Origin of the sequence: Bradyrhizobium sp. CSS354, from assembly GCF_029051725.1 — a bacterium.
GTDB lineage: Bacteria > Pseudomonadota > Alphaproteobacteria > Rhizobiales > Xanthobacteraceae > Bradyrhizobium.
In genome coordinates this window covers 310,988-326,881 of the sequence record NZ_JAACFU010000005.1, presented here as the reverse complement: position 1 = coordinate 326,881, position 15,894 = coordinate 310,988, and the positions used below count along the sequence as shown (strand labels likewise).

General features: G+C 64.7%; 12 protein-coding genes. 8 read left to right on the top strand and 4 right to left on the bottom strand.

What is annotated here, in order from left to right:
* Positions 1–103 precede the first annotated feature (103 nt).
* Together GWG67_RS14405 and GWG67_RS14400 are read right to left on the bottom strand one after the other, a co-directional pair.
* The gene (locus tag GWG67_RS14405) at positions 104–1,510 is read right to left on the bottom strand and encodes an MFS transporter (protein ID WP_275169973.1); all 1,407 of its coding nucleotides are present in this window, start codon (positions 1,508–1,510) and stop codon (positions 104–106) included.
* Positions 1,511–1,658: 148 nt separating this feature from the next.
* Entirely contained in the window at positions 1,659–2,165 is a 507-nt protein-coding gene (locus GWG67_RS14400; protein WP_027566868.1) for a ferritin-like domain-containing protein, read from the bottom strand.
* Positions 2,166–2,590: 425 nt separating this feature from the next.
* On the opposite strand from GWG67_RS14400, the gene GWG67_RS14395 reads away from it, so the two are divergent.
* Positions 2,591–3,673, top strand: a complete 1,083-nt coding sequence (locus GWG67_RS14395) for a YbhN family protein (protein ID WP_275169972.1) — start codon at positions 2,591–2,593, stop codon at positions 3,671–3,673.
* 154 nt (positions 3,674–3,827) lie between these two features.
* Positions 3,828–5,777 carry a hypothetical protein gene (locus GWG67_RS14390; RefSeq protein WP_275169971.1) on the top strand — a complete coding sequence of 650 codons (1,950 nt, stop codon included), beginning with the start codon at positions 3,828–3,830 and terminating at the stop codon, positions 5,775–5,777.
* 63 nt (positions 5,778–5,840) lie between these two features.
* On the opposite strand, the gene GWG67_RS14385 is transcribed toward GWG67_RS14390, so the two are convergent.
* A complete protein-coding gene (locus tag GWG67_RS14385) occupies positions 5,841–6,926 on the bottom strand; it encodes a hypothetical protein (RefSeq protein WP_275169970.1) in 1,086 nt (361 codons plus the stop codon).
* Positions 6,927–7,189: 263 nt separating this feature from the next.
* Between GWG67_RS14385 and GWG67_RS14380 the strand changes: the two genes are divergently transcribed.
* The 6 genes from GWG67_RS14380 to garD all read left to right on the top strand — a co-directional run bounded on the left by GWG67_RS14380 (position 7,190) and on the right by garD (position 15,133).
* Positions 7,190–8,542, top strand: a complete 1,353-nt coding sequence (locus GWG67_RS14380; RefSeq protein WP_275169969.1) for an MFS transporter — start codon at positions 7,190–7,192, stop codon at positions 8,540–8,542.
* Positions 8,543–8,664: 122 nt separating this feature from the next.
* Complete coding sequence (locus GWG67_RS14375) at positions 8,665–9,570, top strand: LysR substrate-binding domain-containing protein (RefSeq protein ID WP_275169968.1); 906 nt, start codon at positions 8,665–8,667, stop codon at positions 9,568–9,570.
* Between the two features lie 123 nt (positions 9,571–9,693).
* Positions 9,694–10,638 carry a 5-dehydro-4-deoxyglucarate dehydratase gene (kdgD, locus tag GWG67_RS14370; protein ID WP_275169967.1) on the top strand — a complete coding sequence of 315 codons (945 nt, stop codon included), beginning with the start codon at positions 9,694–9,696 and terminating at the stop codon, positions 10,636–10,638.
* A 25-nt stretch (positions 10,639–10,663) separates the two neighbouring features.
* Positions 10,664–12,007 (top strand): glucarate dehydratase, encoded by a 1,344-nt coding sequence (gudD, locus tag GWG67_RS14365; RefSeq protein ID WP_275169966.1) that lies wholly within the window; start codon positions 10,664–10,666, stop codon positions 12,005–12,007.
* Between the two features lie 17 nt (positions 12,008–12,024).
* Positions 12,025–13,473: an aldehyde dehydrogenase family protein gene (locus GWG67_RS14360; RefSeq protein WP_275169965.1), complete on the top strand. Its 1,449-nt coding sequence runs from the start codon at positions 12,025–12,027 to the stop codon at positions 13,471–13,473.
* Positions 13,474–13,591: 118 nt separating this feature from the next.
* On the top strand, positions 13,592–15,133 hold the full coding sequence (gene garD, locus GWG67_RS14355) for a galactarate dehydratase (protein WP_275169964.1): 1,542 nt from the start codon (positions 13,592–13,594) through the stop codon (positions 15,131–15,133).
* Positions 15,134–15,222: 89 nt separating this feature from the next.
* Here garD and GWG67_RS14350 read toward each other — a convergent pair whose 3' ends face one another.
* A complete protein-coding gene (locus GWG67_RS14350; protein ID WP_275169963.1) occupies positions 15,223–15,579 on the bottom strand; it encodes a hypothetical protein in 357 nt (118 codons plus the stop codon).
* Positions 15,580–15,894: the final 315 nt, after the last annotated feature.

Genomic DNA, 15,894 nt, shown 5'->3' with positions numbered 1-15,894 from the left:
CTATCGACCCGCACTTCAACCGACAGAAATGGACAGTCGGTAACCGGCTACGCGACTGTTTCGGGGATGGTGAACGGAAGCTGTGTTCATTCGCTCGGATTGTTCATCCGCGCGCCGGCGCGCCGAGGCCGATCACAGCGGCGGCGAGCATCAGCACGGCCGCGGACACGACCAGCGACAGGTGCAGGCCCGTCATGAACGCCCCCTCCGAGGCCACCAGCGACCCGAACAGCGCGACGCCGAGGACGCTCCCGGTTTGCCGCGTCGCGTTCAGGACGCCGGCCGCGATGCCGGAGCGCGCCTTCTCGACGCTGCCCAGCAAGGTCGAGGTCAGCGGTGGCACCAGCAGCCCAAGTCCGCCGCTGATCGCGATCATCTGAGCAAAGATCGCCCAATAGCTCGTGCCGGCTTCGATCCAGAGCAGGCCGACGCAACCGAGCGCCGAGACGCAGGCGCCGACGACGATGGTCGGGCACGCCGCCCCGATACGCTCGGCGAGGCGCGGCGCCAGCAGATTGACCGGCAGCACCACTCCCATCATCGGCACGAAGGCGAGACCGGTCCACCACGCCGAAAGCCCGTTGATCCTCTGGAAATACAGGCTGAGCACGAAGATCAGGCCGTAGATCGCGATGTTGACGAGCAGGCCGACGAGCGAGGTCAGCGCGAACAGCCGCTGGCCGAACAGCGACAGCGGCAACATCGGCTGCGCCGTGCGGCTCTCGCGCCAGACGAAGAGCACGGCGAGAATTGCGGCTGCGACGAAGGCCGCGATCACGGCTGGATGTTCCCAGCCAAACGCGCCGCCTTCGATGATCGCTCCGGCGAGCGCTCCCAGCGCGCCGATCGCGGCAAGCTGGCCGGGCAGATCGATCTCGCGCGAACGCGCCCGCGTGGTTTCGCTGGCGTAACGCCAGCTCAGCCAGAGGCCAACGAGGCCGACCGGCAGATTGACCAGGAAGATCGCGCGCCAGCCGACCAGCGTGATCAGCGCGCCGCCGACGAAGGGGCCGGCAGTGAGCGCGAGGCTCGCACCGGCGGCCCAGATCGCAACGGCGCGGCCGCGCTCGTGGTCGTCCGGATAAGCATGATTGAGCAGCGCAAGGGAATTCGGCACCAGGATCGCCGCCCCTAGCCCCTGGACCAGCCGCGCTGCGATCAGCACGGTCGCATTGGGCGACAATGCGCAGGCGAGCGAGGCCGCAGTGAAGATGGCGAACCCCGCCATGAAGACGCGCTTGGCGCCGATCCGGTCGCCGAGCGCGCCGGCCGTCAGGATGAACGCGGCAAACGCGATGGTGTAGGCGCTGACAACCCATTGCAGCTCGGCGACGCCGCCTCCGAGCGTCCTGCCCATCGCGTCGAGCGCGGTATTGACGATGGTGACATCAAGCTGCACCACGCCATAACCAAGGCTCATCGCGGCAAGGGTGAGGGATGTCGCAAGACGGGAGCCGGCATTCGGCGCGCCGGCTCCGAAGGTTTCGTACTTGACGGTGCTTACTCGCATGCTGCCATCTCGATTGCAGCCCCATGCGAACGATAGGCTTCCCGCGCGCCATCATGTTACGATAACGACCGAATGATGGATGCGTAATGCGCAAGCGTCGCGCGGATGACCGCGCGACGCTCTATCCCGATCCTGGAGACGCCCGGCCCTAGCTGGCCGCGCGCAGGTTCACCTTGCTCTCGGCGAGCGTGGTCAGCTTCTTGTCGGTCGCCTTCTCCTCTTCCAACGTCTTGGCGAGCACGCTGGCGCAGTCGTTGCGGCCGAGTTGCTTGGCCCAGGCGATCAGGCTGCCGTAGCGGACGATCTCATAGTGCTCCGCCGCCTGTGCCGCGTTGATCAGCGCGGCGTCGAGCACCGCCTTGTCGGCGACTTCGCCGGCCGTCTCGTCGGCTTCCTCGATGATGCCGTCGATGGCGGGGCAGTCGACCGCCTTCACCTGCGCACCGTGCATCTTGAACACTTCCTCAAGGCGCTTGACGTGCTCCCTGGTTTCTTCGAGGTGCGTCAAAAAGCCCTGCTTCAGCTGCGGATCGGTCGCCTTATCCGCCATTTTCGGCAGAGCCTTGGTGAGCTGCTGCTCGGCGTAATAGATGTCCTGGAGCTGATGCACGAACAGGTCGTTCATGGTTTTGATGTCTTTTGTGAACAATCCCATCGGTCCGATCCTCTCGGTTGTGGGAACACGGAGGCACCGGCTTGCTGGAGAAGCCGGTTATTCCGCCATGTTCGATTGCTGATGGGGGACTAACCAGCGCACGGCATCGTCGTTCCAAAAAAGCCCGCATCCCTTGCGCTGGAACAATGCCGGCCTTGCAGGATCTGAAATCATGTCACGGACGGACGCGACCAGTCCCACGACTCATATGCTTAACGCGCGTCCGATGTGAACCGCGTATGACAAAGTGGCTGGTCCAAGCTGGTCCAAGGCAGAACCTATCCTTGTCAAGGGCTGCACAAGTCAGTGTTTTTGCCTTAAATGAGCTACATCATGCCTAGCGATCAAAGCCCACATCGGGCACTGATCGCATCCGACCGGCCAATGTCTGGCTTGGTCGGTCTTGCCCCCCGCCGGGAGGATGAATGCACGGACTGCTGACCGCGCTGAAGCGCGGCTTCAAGAGATGGATCGGCTGGCGGCGACTCGGCGTTGCGGCGAGCGTCTTCATTATCGCGTTCGCGATCACCACGCTGGTACGGACGCTCAAGGGCATCGACACCGGTGTCATCCTGACGGCGTTGACCGAGATCCCCCGCGCCAATATCGGGCTGGCGGCGATCTGCGTATGCTTCGCGTTCTGTACGCTGACCTTCTACGACTTTTTTGCACTGCGAACGATCGGCAAGAAGCACGTGCCCTATCGCATCGCAGCGCTCTCCAGCTTCACGTCCTATTCGATCGGCCACAATATCGGCGCCACCGTCTTCACCGGCGGCGCGATCCGCTTCCGGATCTATTCGGATTACGGGCTGAATGCGATCGACGTCGCAAAAATCTGCTTCCTGTCGGGCCTGACCTTCTGGCTCGGTAACATCTTCGTGCTCTCGATCGGCATGGCCATTCATCCGGATGCCGCCTCCTACATGGATCAGCTGCCGTCGTCGATCAACCGGCTGATTGCGCTCGGCGGCCTCGCCTCGATCGGCGCCTATCTGGTCTGGCTGTGCATGGGCGAGAAGCGCCGCGAGCTAGGCCAGAAGGGCTGGAAAGTGGTGCTGCCGTCAGCGCCTCTGACGCTGGTGCAGATCCTGATCGGCGTCGTCGATCTCGGATTCTGCGCGCTGGCGATGTACCTTCTGGTGCCGGCCACTCCGCAGATCGATTTCCTGTCGCTCTCCGTGGTGTTCATCTTGGCGACATTGCTCGGCTTCGCCAGCCACGCCCCGGGCTCGCTCGGCGTGTTCGACGCCGCCATGCTGGTGGCGCTGCCCGAATTCGGCCGCGAGCAGCTTCTGGCCACGCTCCTCGTCTTCCGCATCCTCTATTTCGTGATCCCGTTCGGTCTTGCCATCTCCATCATGGGCGCACGCGAGCTCTGGATGAATGTGGTGGAGCCCTGGCAGGAGCGCCGAAGGCTGGCGGAGGCCTGCGCGCAGGCCAACCTGCCCAAGCAGGTGGCCGCGATGGAGCGCGAGCGGTCGCTGCGGCAGGCCAGCAAACGCTGAGCGTGCTCCGGAAAAGCGCGAAGCGGTTTTCCGGGAAGATCATGCTCCAACGATAGTCCGCTAGACGCCAGCTGGCAAAAGCATCAGACCAATGTTGCAGGCGGAGGGCAGCTCTCTTATTTCCGCCTCAACTTTGCCGTTGAAAACGCAGGCCATGATCCCTGTATTCCTTCGCCGTTTCCTCGCCGGTGCCCTGCTGCTCGCCGGGCTCCTCACCGCGCTGCCGCTGGAGCAGGCGGCCGCGCAGGACGCGGGCGCCATGCAGATCAGCTGGGAGGTCCGCAACCGCTTCCGGCTGTTCCGCGAAGAGCGCGACTTCCTGCTCCATGTCGAGAACGCGCGTAACCGCAGCATCCTCGCCGCCGAGCAATCGCTGGAGCTCCAGAGCGAGGGCCGCGGCTGGGCCCGCAACATGGTCAACCGGCTCTGCATCGACCTCCAGGGCCGGGTCAACCAGCCCTGCACCCGCGACAACACGACGGAAAACTACCTCACCCCCCTCGACCATCCCGTCACCGTGCGCCTCGCCGGCGCGGTGCCGGTCGGCGCCACCTGCGCCTGGTCGTTCGACGACGGCGACGGGCCGCAACAATCCACCTTCGACTGCGCCGAGCCGGTCAATCTGCGGGTCCGCTACGGCAAGCAGACGGTCGCGAGCGTCGACGTCTCCTCCGGCTCCGATCCCACCCAGCGCGTCCAGACCGAGATCCAGGTCCGGGACATCTTCGTCGCTGGTCTCGGAGACAGCATCGCCTCGGGCGAAGGCAATCCGGACCGGCCGCTGGCGCTGTCGGACGAAGGTTTTTGCTTCCGCTCCTATCTCGGCACCGCCGGTGCGCAGTATTACCGGCCGAGCCGCGCCGGCTTCAAGGGCGGCCGCGCCTGCGAAGCGCCGGATACGCTTGCCAACTGGCAGCGCTACAGCGCGCTCTGGTTCAACTCGCCCTGCCACCGATCGCTCTACAGCTATCAGGCGCGCACCGCGCTGGCGCTCGCGGTACGCTACACCCACGTCGCGGTGACCTTTCTGCCGCTCGCCTGCACCGGCGCCAGCATCAGCGACGGGCTGCTCGGCTCGCAGCGCGCCCGCGAATGCCCGCCCGGCAAGACCGGCGTCTGCAACATCAGCGTGAACGCGCAGGTCGCCGAGCTGCGCGAGGCGCTGACCGCCGCCAGGAAACGCCAGCCCGAGCGCACGCTCGACCTCGTGCTGCTCTCGGTCGGCGCCAACGACGTCTATTTCTCCGGCCTCGTCGCCGACGTGATCGTCGAGACCGCAACCGAGCGCGCGATCTTCCGGCGCTCCGGCGTGATGGCGAGCGTCGATGATTCCCGCGATGCGCTGGCGCGCGAGCTGCCGCAGAATTTCGTCAAGCTGCGCGAGGCGCTGAAGCCGCTGGTCGGCGGCGACCTCTCGCATGTGGTCTACGTCTCCTACGCCAACCCGGCGCTCGCCGACGGCGGCGTGCCCTGCCGCGGCGGCCGCGCCGGCTTCGACATCCATCCCTCCTTTAACGCCGATCCGCAACGCCTCGCCCGCGTCTCGAGCTTCGTGGACACCGAATTCCTGCCGCAACTGAAGGGGCTCGCCACCTGCACCCGCGGCGCGCTGTGCCGCGATCCCGAGGCCGACCGCATGACCTTCGTGGATTCGCATCAGGCGGCGTTCGCCGATCACGGCTTCTGCGCGCATTCGGGCAACGATCCCGAATTCGACCGCACCTGCTTTGCCGAGAACGGCCAGAGCTTCAATCCCGACATCGTGAGCGCGGCGAGCCAGCCGATGCTGTGCGGCCGCGGCGCCTCCGAATTCCGCGCCTATTTGCCGCGCGCGCGCTGGATCCGCGACGCCAATGACAGCTACTTCGCCGCGATGACCTATCCGCAAGGCTTGCCGGCGGCGAGCCAGCCGACCGACATTCACGACGCGACCTGGGGCGTGCTCTCCGCCGTCTATGGCGGCGCCGTGCATCCGAGCGCCGAAGGCCACGCCGCGATGGCGGACGCGGCACTGCCGGCCGCAAGCGCCGTGCTGGGGCTCGATGCGGCGCCCCCGGGCGTGACACGCGAGTTGCTCGCGCCACTGCTGCCGGGCGCGCGCTAATAGCGACGAGAGCGAGTTCTCTCCACACGGTCATCGCGAGCGCAGCGACCGCCTGTAGACACCCTACTTCCGCACCGATTTGCCGAAGTCAAACGCGAACGAATTTCCTTTCGCGAGATAGGCGCCTTGCCCAACTCCGCTGTTGCCTGCGACATAGCGTGGAGTGCCTTGATCGCCAGCCTGCTCAGGAGGCTCCAGAGACAGGGAGACGTTACAATTGAATTTCGTCGGCTCGTCGTTCTCAGTGCGACAGAGTGCGCCGTTTATTATCTTCCACCGATTGATGAAGATCGTTCCAGCAATCTCAGCCGAGGGATGCAAGAGGTCAATGCCTTCCGGCGGCTTGGGAATGGAGATCACAATAATCCGTCCGTCGGGAGTATAGTACTCGCCTCTACGGCCGTCTGATTTCCTGTCCGGGCCGAGCCGCACCATGGTGTTTCCGATGATTTTCGTGGTTGCTTCGGCATCACTCAGCCCGATCAACCGCTGTGTCCTGCCGGAATCCTGCGGGGGCAGAGACAATGCAAGAGGGTCCGGTCGCACAAGATCGGGTTTCGGAACGGGATCGAAATTCGGAAAGATTGTTCCGTTCCCTTTGACAAGCTCGAACTTTCCTTTGATCAGATCAGGATCACTTGGGCCGGTCGCCGTCCTGCCAGTTTCCGGCAAGGTGACAACACCGAACACCTCCCCCTCTGCAACCTTCGCCGGATCGGAGCGCCGGGCAAAAGTGAGCTCGAGTTCGTGCTCTTGACACTCCTCGTATTGATAGCTCTCGCAGAGCCGACCTTGCCTGAGCGCCACGAAGAGCAACTCGCACCCCCCAGCCTCGCTGTGGAGTCTGATATCCCGCGCAGCGAGGCCGGACGGATCCCACCCGCTGCAACGATATTCGAACTGCTGCGTCATGAAGTATCGAAACGCGGGGATCAGCTTGCTATTACCAACCGACCGCAACGTGTTGCCAACGAGAAGGTTGAAGGCTTCGGCGCCGCGAAGCGTCACCGACTTGTTCGCATCTGATGCGGCCGCAGCGAGGCCGCCCGGCGCGAACATGATTGCGCTCAACAGGGTGGCAAGGAAAACCCGATGCAATGATCGTGCCCTCGCAGGAGATTTCAAGTGAGCGAAGATTTGCGTCAACATTCTTCCTCCGGCGGCCATACTGAACGCTAGCCAAAATCGGCCCACAAGTACAGATTGCAACCCATTACTTTGCTTCTTCGGCGGAGCTGCGCTCGCAATGACGGTGGGGCTCACGTCTCGGCATTCTCACAATCGTTCCCCCACCTGCCGTTGCATCAATCCAAAAGCGGCATCGATCGATACTGCCTTGAACTTGGACACTTTGCCGCGCGCACCTCTAGGAGTCGCTGTGGGGAAACGTTCGTGTTCTAAGGAGGCGCGGAATGAGCGCAGTGATGTCCGCAGCGGATGTGAGAAGGTCTCGCGTCAGGCTGTTCATCGTGACCATGTTGTTCCTGGTCACGACCGTCAATTATGCCGACCGCGCCACGCTGTCGATCGCGGGCCCCGCGCTCTCCAAGGAGCTGCATCTCGATCCCGTCGCGATGGGCTACATCTTCTCGGCGTTCGGATGGTCCTATGTGATCGCGCAGGTGCCGGGCGGCTGGCTGCTCGACCGCTACGGCTCCCGCCTCGTCTATGCCTTCAGCATCATCGTATGGTCGCTGTTCACGACGCTGCAGGGCTGGGTCGGATTCTTCAGCGCCGGCACCGCGATCATCGTGCTGTTCGGCCTGCGCTTCCTGGTCGGTATCGCCGAAGCGCCGTCTTTCCCCGCCAACGCACGCATCGTCGCGGCCTGGTTTCCCAGCAACGAGCGCGGCACCGCGTCCGCCTTCTTCAATTCCGGGCAGTATTTCGCCACCGTGATCTTCGCGCCGCTGATGGGCTGGATCGCGCATGATTACGGCTGGCGCTACGTGTTCTTCGTGATGGGCGCACTCGGCATCATCATGGGCCTGGTCTGGATCAAGACGATCTATGGCCCGAAGGAGCATCCCGGCATCAACGAGGCCGAATTCGACTACATCAAGGCCGGAGGTGCGCTGGTCGACCTCGACGCGCCCAAAGAGGATCTGAAGCAAGAGCGCGCGCCCGAGGCCGGCTCCGGGTGGGACCATATCCGCCAGCTGCTTTCCAACCGCATGATGCTCGGCGTCTATCTCGGCCAGTACTGCATCAACACGCTGACCTATTTCTTCCTGACCTGGTTCCCGGTCTACCTCGTCAAGGAGCGCGGGCTGTCGATCCTGCAAGCCGGCTTCGTCGCGACACTGCCGGCGCTGTGCGGCTTCATCGGCGGCGTGCTTGGCGGCGTCATCTCCGACGCGATCCTGCGCAAGACCGGCTCGCTGACCATGGCGCGCAAGATCCCGATTGTCGGCGGCATGCTGCTGTCGATGTCGATCATCGCCTGCAACTATGTCGACGGCCAGGCGCTGGTGGTCGGCTTCATGGCGCTCGCCTTCTTCGGCAAGGGCATCGGCGCGCTCGGCTGGGCTGTCGTTTCAGACACCTCGCCGAAGGAAGCCGGCGGCGTCTCGGGCGGCCTGTTCAACACCTTCGGCAACCTCTCCTCGATCAGCACCCCGATCGTGATCGGCTACATCCTGGCCGCGACCGGCTCGTTCAACGGCGCGCTGATCTTCGTCGGCGCCAACGCGCTGGTGGCCGCATTCGCCTATCTCGTGGTCGTCGGCAAGATCGAGCGCGTGGTGCTCAAACGTTCCTCCTGAGGGCTCCCATGGGAGCTTGACCAGGCAACTTAACGGCGGCTTCACGGCCGCCGTCTTTGTTTTGGGAGTAATCGATGCTAGAAGCGCCGGGGAAACGCCTTATCCATCTAAGGCATGTATCGATGTTCGACCTCAACCAGCTCCGCTGTTTCGTCACGGTAGCGGAGGAATTGCATTTCGGCCGCGCCGCCGCGCGGCTGAACATGACCCAGCCGCCGCTGTCCCGACAGATCCAGGTGCTCGAGCACATCATCGATGCGCCGCTGCTGGAGCGTACCAGCCGCTCGGTGCGCCTGACGCCTGCCGGGCGCAGCTTCCTGCCGGAAGCGCGGCGCATCCTGAAGCTTGCGGAAAGCGCCTCGCAGGTCGCCCGCCGTATCGCGCTCGGCAAGTCCGGCTCGCTGAAGATCGGCTTCACCGCGGCCGCGGCCTACGGCTTCCTCCCCGAACTCGTCGCCGCCTGCCGCGCCAAGCTGCCCGAGGTGGACTTCTCACTGAAGGAGATGGTGTCGGGCGACCAGTTCGAGGCGCTGACCTCGGGCCAGATCGATGCCGGCCTGCTCAGGCCGCCGATCGCGCGCCCCGAAATCGCCAGCCGCCGTGTCGTCGCCGAGCCCCTGCTCGCCGCGATCCCGAAAAAGCATCCGCTGGCGAATGCCGAGAGCGTCACCATCAAGGATTTCGACAACCAGCCCTTCGTGATGTATTCGCCCTATGAGAGCCGCTACTTTCACGACGTGCTGGTGGCGCTGTTCACCCGCGCCGACATCCTGCCGCGCTATGTCCAGCACCTGAGCCAGATCCACTCGATCCTCGCCATGGTGCGCGCCGGCCTCGGCCTTGCCATCGTGCCGGCAGCGGCGGCGAGCCTGAAGATCGCGGACGTCCGCCTGCGGCCGCTGAAGCTGCGAACCCGTGTCCCGGTCGAGTTGTTCATGGTCTGGCGCCGCGACGACGAGAACCCGCTGCTGTCGGCGCTCATCAAAATCGCGAGCGAATTGTCCTCGGCGGAGGCGATGGAAGATTGATGCTGAATTCGCATCGGTCGATATAGGCTTTGGCTTGGACCCGCATCGAACGGTCTCCTAAACCACGGCGCATGGACGCGCAGGCTTGCGTCCTCCACAACACGAGGCAAGGGAGCAGCGCCCATGAGCAAGATGACCCCGCAGGAGATGGCCCAGAAGATCGGATCCGGCCTCCTGTCTTTCCCCGTCACCCCGTTCAAGGCGGATTACTCCTTCGACGAGGCGACCTACCGCGCCAACATGGAGTGGCTGTGCGGCTATGACGTCGCAGGCCTGTTCGCCGCCGGCGGCACCGGCGAGTTCTTCTCGCTGACGGCCGCCGAAGTTCCGCAGGTCGTCAAGATCGCCGTGGAGGAGACCAAGGGCCGCGTGCCCGTGCTCGCCGGCACCGGCTACGGCACCGCCACCGCGCGCGAGATCGCGATCGGCGCTGAGAAGGCCGGCGCCGACGGCTTGTTGCTGCTGCCGCCCTATCTCACCCATGCCGAGCAGGATGGGCTTGCTGCCCACGTGGAAGCGATCTGCGCCTCCGTGAAGATCGGCGTGATCGTCTACAACCGCGACAATGCCATCCTCCAGCCCGATACGCTCGCCCGCCTCGCCGAACGCTGCCCCAACCTCGTCGGCTACAAGGATGGCATCGGCGACATCGAGCTGATGACCCGCGTCTACACCAAGCTCGGCGACCGCCTGACCTATATCGGGGGCTTGCCGACCGCAGAGACCTTCGCGCTGCCCTATCTCGACATGGGCGTGACCACCTACTCCTCGGCGGTGTTCAACTTCGTTCCGGAATTCGCCACCAACTTCTACGCCGCCGTGCGCAAGCGCGACCACGCGACGATCCACGCCGGGCTGAAGGACTTCATCCTGCCGCTGATCGCGATCCGCAACCGCAAGAAGGGCTATGCGGTCTCGATCATCAAGGCCGGCATGAAGGTGATCGGCCGCGATTCCGGCCCGGTCCGTCCGCCGCTGACCGACCTCACCGAGCAGGAGATCGCGGAAGTGGCCGCGCTGGTGAAGAATCTGCCCGCCATCCGATCGTCACAACAGGCTGCAGAATAACAAACGACACAGGGAGGAGCCTGCGATGGCCAAGACCGAGATCACTGGCGCACCGGTCGTCACCGCGATGCAGGTGATCCCGGTCGCAGGTCGTGACAGCATGCTCCTCAATCTGAGCGGCGCGCATGCGCCGTTCTTCACCCGCAACATCGTCATTCTCACCGACAATGCCGGTCACACCGGCGTCGGCGAGGTGCCGGGCGGCCAGAAGATCTGGCAGACGCTGCAGGACGCCCGTGATCTCGTGATCGGCAAGACCGTCGGCGCGATGAACAACATCCTCGCCGATATCAGGACCGCCTTCGCCGATCGCGATGCCGGCGGCCGCGGCAAGCAGACTTTTGATCTCCGCGTCATGATCCACGCCGTCACGGCCGTGGAGTCGGCGCTGCTCGATCTGCTCGGCCAGCATCTCGACCTGCCCGTCGCAGCCCTGCTCGGCGAAGGCCAGCAGCGCAACAGCGTCGAGACCCTCGGCTATCTCTTCTTCGTCGGCGACCGGCGCAAATCCAAGCTCGACTATATCGGCGGCGAGACCGGCAAGCCCGAATGGTTCAACCTCCGCCATCAGCAGGCGATGACGCCGGAAACCGTGGTGCGGCTCGCGGAAGCCACCCACGACCATTACGGCTTCGCTGATTTCAAGCTCAAGGGCGGCGTGCTGCGCGGCGAGCAGGAGATCGAGGCCGTCACAGCAATCGCAAAACGCTTCCCCAATGCCCGCGTGACCCTGGACCCGAACGGCGCCTGGTCGCTCGACGAGGCTGTCAGCCTCTGCAAGGACATGCACGGCATCCTCGCCTATGCCGAGGACCCCTGCGGCGCCGAAGGCGGCTTCTCCGGCCGCGAGATCATGGCCGAGTTCCGCCGTGCCACGGGCCTGCCGACCGCAACCAACATGATCGCGACCGACTGGCGGCAATTGTCCCATGCGCTGCGCCTCGGCGCGGTGGACATTCCGCTGGCCGATCCCCATTTCTGGACCATGCAAGGTTCGGTGCGCGTGGCTCAGACCTGCCGCGACAACGGCCTGACCTGGGGTTCGCACTCCAACAACCATTTCGACATCTCGCTCGCCATGTTCACCCATGTCGGCGCCGCCGCCCCCGGCAAGGTCACCGCGATCGACACGCACTGGATCTGGCAGGACGGCCAGGCGCTGACGAAGGAGCCGCTCCAGATCAAGGGCGGCAAGATCGCTGTGCCTGATAGGCCGGGCCTGGGTATCGAAATCGACAGGGCCGCCATCGACGCCGCGCATGACCTCTACAAGCAGCATGGACTCGGCGCCCGCGATGACGCTATTGCCATGCAGGACCTGATCCCCGGCTGGACCTTCGACGACAAGCGTCCCTGCCTGGTTCGTTAAAAACTCTGGAGGAAGCTATGACTGCGATCCTGAAGAACTTCATCGGCGGCGAATGGGTCGACGGCTCCGGCGTCACCAAGAACATCAACCCCTCCAACACCAACGACCTAGTCGGCGAATACGCCAAGGCCGACAAGGCGCAGACCGAGAAGGCGATCGCAGCCGCCAAGGCCGCCTTCCCCGCCTGGGCGCAGTCGACGCCGCAGGCGCGCTACGACGCGCTGAACAAGATTTCGCTCGAGATCATCGCCCGCAAGGAAGAGCTCGGCCGCCTGCTCGCCCGCGAGGAAGGCAAGACCCTCCCCGAAGGCATCGGCGAGGTCGCCCGCGCCGGCCAGATTTTTGCGTTCTTCGCCGGCGAGGCGCTGCGCATGATCGGCGAAAAGGGGGCCTCGGTGCGTCCCGGCATCGACGTCGAGCTCACCCGTGAGCCGATGGGCGTCGTCGGCATGATCACGCCCTGGAATTTCCCGATCGCGATCCCCGCCTGGAAGATCGCCCCGGCGCTCTGCTACGGCAACACCGTGGTGTTCAAGCCTGCCGAGCTGGTGCCGGGCTCGGCGCATGCGCTGTCCGAGATCATCACCCGTTCCGGCATCCCGGCCGGCGTGTTCAACCTCGTTGTCGGCTCGGGCTCCGTGGTCGGCCAGACCCTGATCGAGCATCCCGACGTCGCCGCGATCACCTTCACCGGCTCGGTGCAGACCGGCCGCAAGATCGCGCAGGCCTGCGTGACCTCGAGCAACATGAAGAAATTCCAGCTCGAGATGGGCGGCAAGAACCCGCTGGTCGTGCTCGACGACGCCGATCTCAAGACCGCCGTCGAAGTCGCCGTCAACGGCGCCTATTTCTCCACCGGCCAGCGCTGCACCGCCTCGTCCCGCCTGATCGTCACCGAAGGTATTCACGACCGTTTCGTTGCGGCGGTGACCGAGCGCCTGAAAGGCCTGACGGTGGACGACGCGCTCAAGGCCGGCGTGCATATCGGCCCGGTGGTCGACCAGAGCCAGCTCGACCAGGACCTGCGCTACATCAAGATCGGCCAGGACGAGGGTGCCAAGCTCGCCTGGGGCGGCGAGTTGCTCAAGCGCGAAACGCCCGGCCACTACCTCCAGCCGGCGCTGTTCACCGAGGCCAACAACAACATGCGCATTTCGCGCGAGGAGGTCTTCGGCCCGGTTGCCGCCGTCATTCGCGCCAAGAACTACGAAGAGGCGCTCGCGATCTCCAACGACACTGAGTTCGGCCTTGCCTCCGGCATCTGCACCAGCAGCCTGAAATACGCCTCGCACTACAAGCGCAACAGCGAGTCCGGCATGGTGATGGTCAATCTGCCGACCGCCGGCGTCGACTATCACGTGCCGTTCGGCGGCCGGAAGGGTTCGAGCTACGGTGCCCGCGAGCAGGGCTCCTACGCCCGCGAGTTCTACACGACGGTGAAGACCGCCTATACCTATCCCGGTTGATGGATCGTAGGTGTCGTAGGGTGGGTTAGCGCAGCGTAACCCACCTCTTGTGGTTCGACGGATGCAGACGGTGGTGGGTTACGCTGCGCTAACCCACCCTACACTTCGGAGTCCTTCCATGGACCAGTCGGTCGCAGCGAAAGAGCAGCCGCGCTACATCAAGCTCAACGATCGCGACAACGTCGCGATCGTGGTCAATGATTTCGGGCTTCCCGCCGGCTCGCGCTTTGCCAGCGGGCTGACGCTGCGCGCCTTCGTGCCGCAAGGCCACAAGACGGCGCTGGTCGACATCCCCCAGGACGCCCCGATCATCCGCTACGGCGAGGTGATCGGTCATGCGCTCGCGCCGATCCTGGCCGGCGAATGGGTGGACGAAGCGCGCATCCGCATGCCGGAGGCCCCTGCCCTCGACAAGCTGGAGATCTCGACCGCCGTTCCCGCGCCGCTGCCGCCGCTCGAAGGTTTCACATTCGAAGGCTTTCGCAACTCCGACGGCTCTGTCGGCACCAAGAACATCCTCGGCATCTCCTCCTCCGTGCAATGCGTCAAGGGCACGATGGAATACGCGGTGAAGCGCATCCGCGCCGAGCTGCTGCCGAAATATCCGAATGTCGATGACGTCGTGCCGCTGACGCATGCCTATGGCTGTGGCGTCGCCATCAACGCGCCCGACGCTGTGATTCCGATCCGCACGCTGCAAAACATCGCGCAGAACCCGAATTTCGGCGGGGAGATCCTGGTCGTCAGCTTGGGATGCGAAAAGCTCGCGCCCGAGCGTCTGGTGCCGGAAGGCGTCAGCAATGCCATCGTGCGCATGCAGGACGAAGCCTTCGACGGTTTTGGCGCCATCGTCGACGCCATCATGACCCAGGCCGAAGCCCGCCTGAAGATCCTCAACAAGCGCACCCGCGAGACCTGCCCGGCCGCCGATCTCGTCATCGGCCTGCAATGCGGTGGCAGCGACGCCTTCTCCGGCGTCACCGCGAATCCCGCGGTCGGCTTCGCGGCCGACCTGCTGGTGCGCGCCGGCGCCACCGTGATGTTCTCGGAAGTCACCGAAGTGCGCGACGCGATCCAGCTCCTCACCCGCCGCGCCATCAACGAGGACGTCGGCCGCGCACTGGTCCGCGAGATGGCCTGGTACGATTCCTATCTGGCCCGCGGCGGCGCTGACCGCAGCGCCAACACCACGCCGGGCAACAAGAAGGGCGGGCTTGCCAACATCGTCGAGAAGTCGCTCGGCTCGATCGTCAAGTCCGGATCGTCCGCAATCACCGGCGTACTCTCGCCCGGCGAGAAGGCGACGCAGAAAGGCATGCTGTTTGCGGCAACGCCGGCGTCCGACTTCATCTGCGGCACGCTCCAGCTCGCCTCCGGCATGACCTTGCAGGTGTTCACCACCGGCCGCGGTACGCCCTATGGCCTCGCGGCCGCGCCCGTGATCAAGGTAGCGACCCGCAGCGAGCTCGCACGACGCTGGAAGGACCTGATCGATTTCGATGCGGGAGGCATCGCCACCGGCGAAAAGACCATCGAGGAGACCGGCTGGGACCTGTTCCGCCTGATCCTCGACGTCGCCAGCGGCCGCACCAAGCCGTGGTCGGATCGCTGGGGCATCCACAACGATCTGACGCTGTTCAATCCGGCGCCGGTGACCTGAGCGCCGCGCGCGGGCGCTGCCTCGCCGCGTGGATGCATTGGTGCGAGTCCCGTTTCGACGCTACGTTTCGCCCGGGATGACGCTTCAGTCTACGTCATGCTGCCCGGCATGAAGCAGCGCACGCGCGGATGGCCGTCGATATAGTGCTTCCACACCATGGTGCGGCCGATCTTGTTCGGCTCGGTGATGACGGCGCCGTCGGGCACGACCACCCATTCGCCGTCGAGATGTACGCGATAACGGCCCTTGTCGGACTCCCAGTCGACATCGGCGACCACATAGCCATCGGCATCCGAGCAGCATTGGCCGTATTCGCTGTGCAGGCTCTCGAACCAGGGCTTTAATGGCGAGTTGGCGTAGCGCCCGTCGTCGCGCGCCATCATCGGGGCCGTCAACAGCACCGTCAGGACCAGCAGCATGGCGGCACACGTTATTGCACGTCTCATGTCGTCTCCGCGGATCGAGGTCATCGCCGCGGGGCGATAGTTGCCGTCCGCCTTCCGCGACTCGGCGAAGGCGTCAAGGACGGCGACTCATCCCCCAACAGCTTTGCGGAAAGCTATGCAAATCCGGCGCCACCGCGCATTCCGGGGAACTACTGGCGCGCGGCCGGCACGCATTCGTCTTTCGACCGGTATGACCGCTACTCGCGCGCCAAGATCTCCGCGGTCATCGCCGGCCGCATGCGCGATTGCGCACGGGGCCACGGACACCGCGCAAGAACGCTGAGAGACTGCGGCGTACTGGAGCCCCCCGGCCTT

Bases quoted from the DNA above. Each gene is read 5' to 3' on its own strand.
- GWG67_RS14405 (WP_275169973.1), bottom strand. From the start codon at position 1,510: ATGCGAGTAAGCACCGTCAAGTACGAAACCTTCGGAGCCGGCGCGCCG.
- GWG67_RS14400 (WP_027566868.1), bottom strand. From the start codon at position 2,165: ATGGGATTGTTCACAAAAGACATCAAAACCATGAACGACCTGTTCGTG.
- GWG67_RS14395 (WP_275169972.1), top strand. From the start codon at position 2,591: ATGCACGGACTGCTGACCGCGCTGAAGCGCGGCTTCAAGAGATGGATC.
- GWG67_RS14390 (WP_275169971.1), top strand. From the start codon at position 3,828: ATGATCCCTGTATTCCTTCGCCGTTTCCTCGCCGGTGCCCTGCTGCTC.
- GWG67_RS14385 (WP_275169970.1), bottom strand. From the start codon at position 6,926: ATGTTGACGCAAATCTTCGCTCACTTGAAATCTCCTGCGAGGGCACGA.
- GWG67_RS14380 (WP_275169969.1), top strand. From the start codon at position 7,190: ATGAGCGCAGTGATGTCCGCAGCGGATGTGAGAAGGTCTCGCGTCAGG.
- GWG67_RS14375 (WP_275169968.1), top strand. From the start codon at position 8,665: ATGTTCGACCTCAACCAGCTCCGCTGTTTCGTCACGGTAGCGGAGGAA.
- kdgD (WP_275169967.1), top strand. From the start codon at position 9,694: ATGAGCAAGATGACCCCGCAGGAGATGGCCCAGAAGATCGGATCCGGC.
- gudD (WP_275169966.1), top strand. From the start codon at position 10,664: ATGGCCAAGACCGAGATCACTGGCGCACCGGTCGTCACCGCGATGCAG.
- GWG67_RS14360 (WP_275169965.1), top strand. From the start codon at position 12,025: ATGACTGCGATCCTGAAGAACTTCATCGGCGGCGAATGGGTCGACGGC.
- garD (WP_275169964.1), top strand. From the start codon at position 13,592: ATGGACCAGTCGGTCGCAGCGAAAGAGCAGCCGCGCTACATCAAGCTC.
- GWG67_RS14350 (WP_275169963.1), bottom strand. From the start codon at position 15,579: ATGAGACGTGCAATAACGTGTGCCGCCATGCTGCTGGTCCTGACGGTG.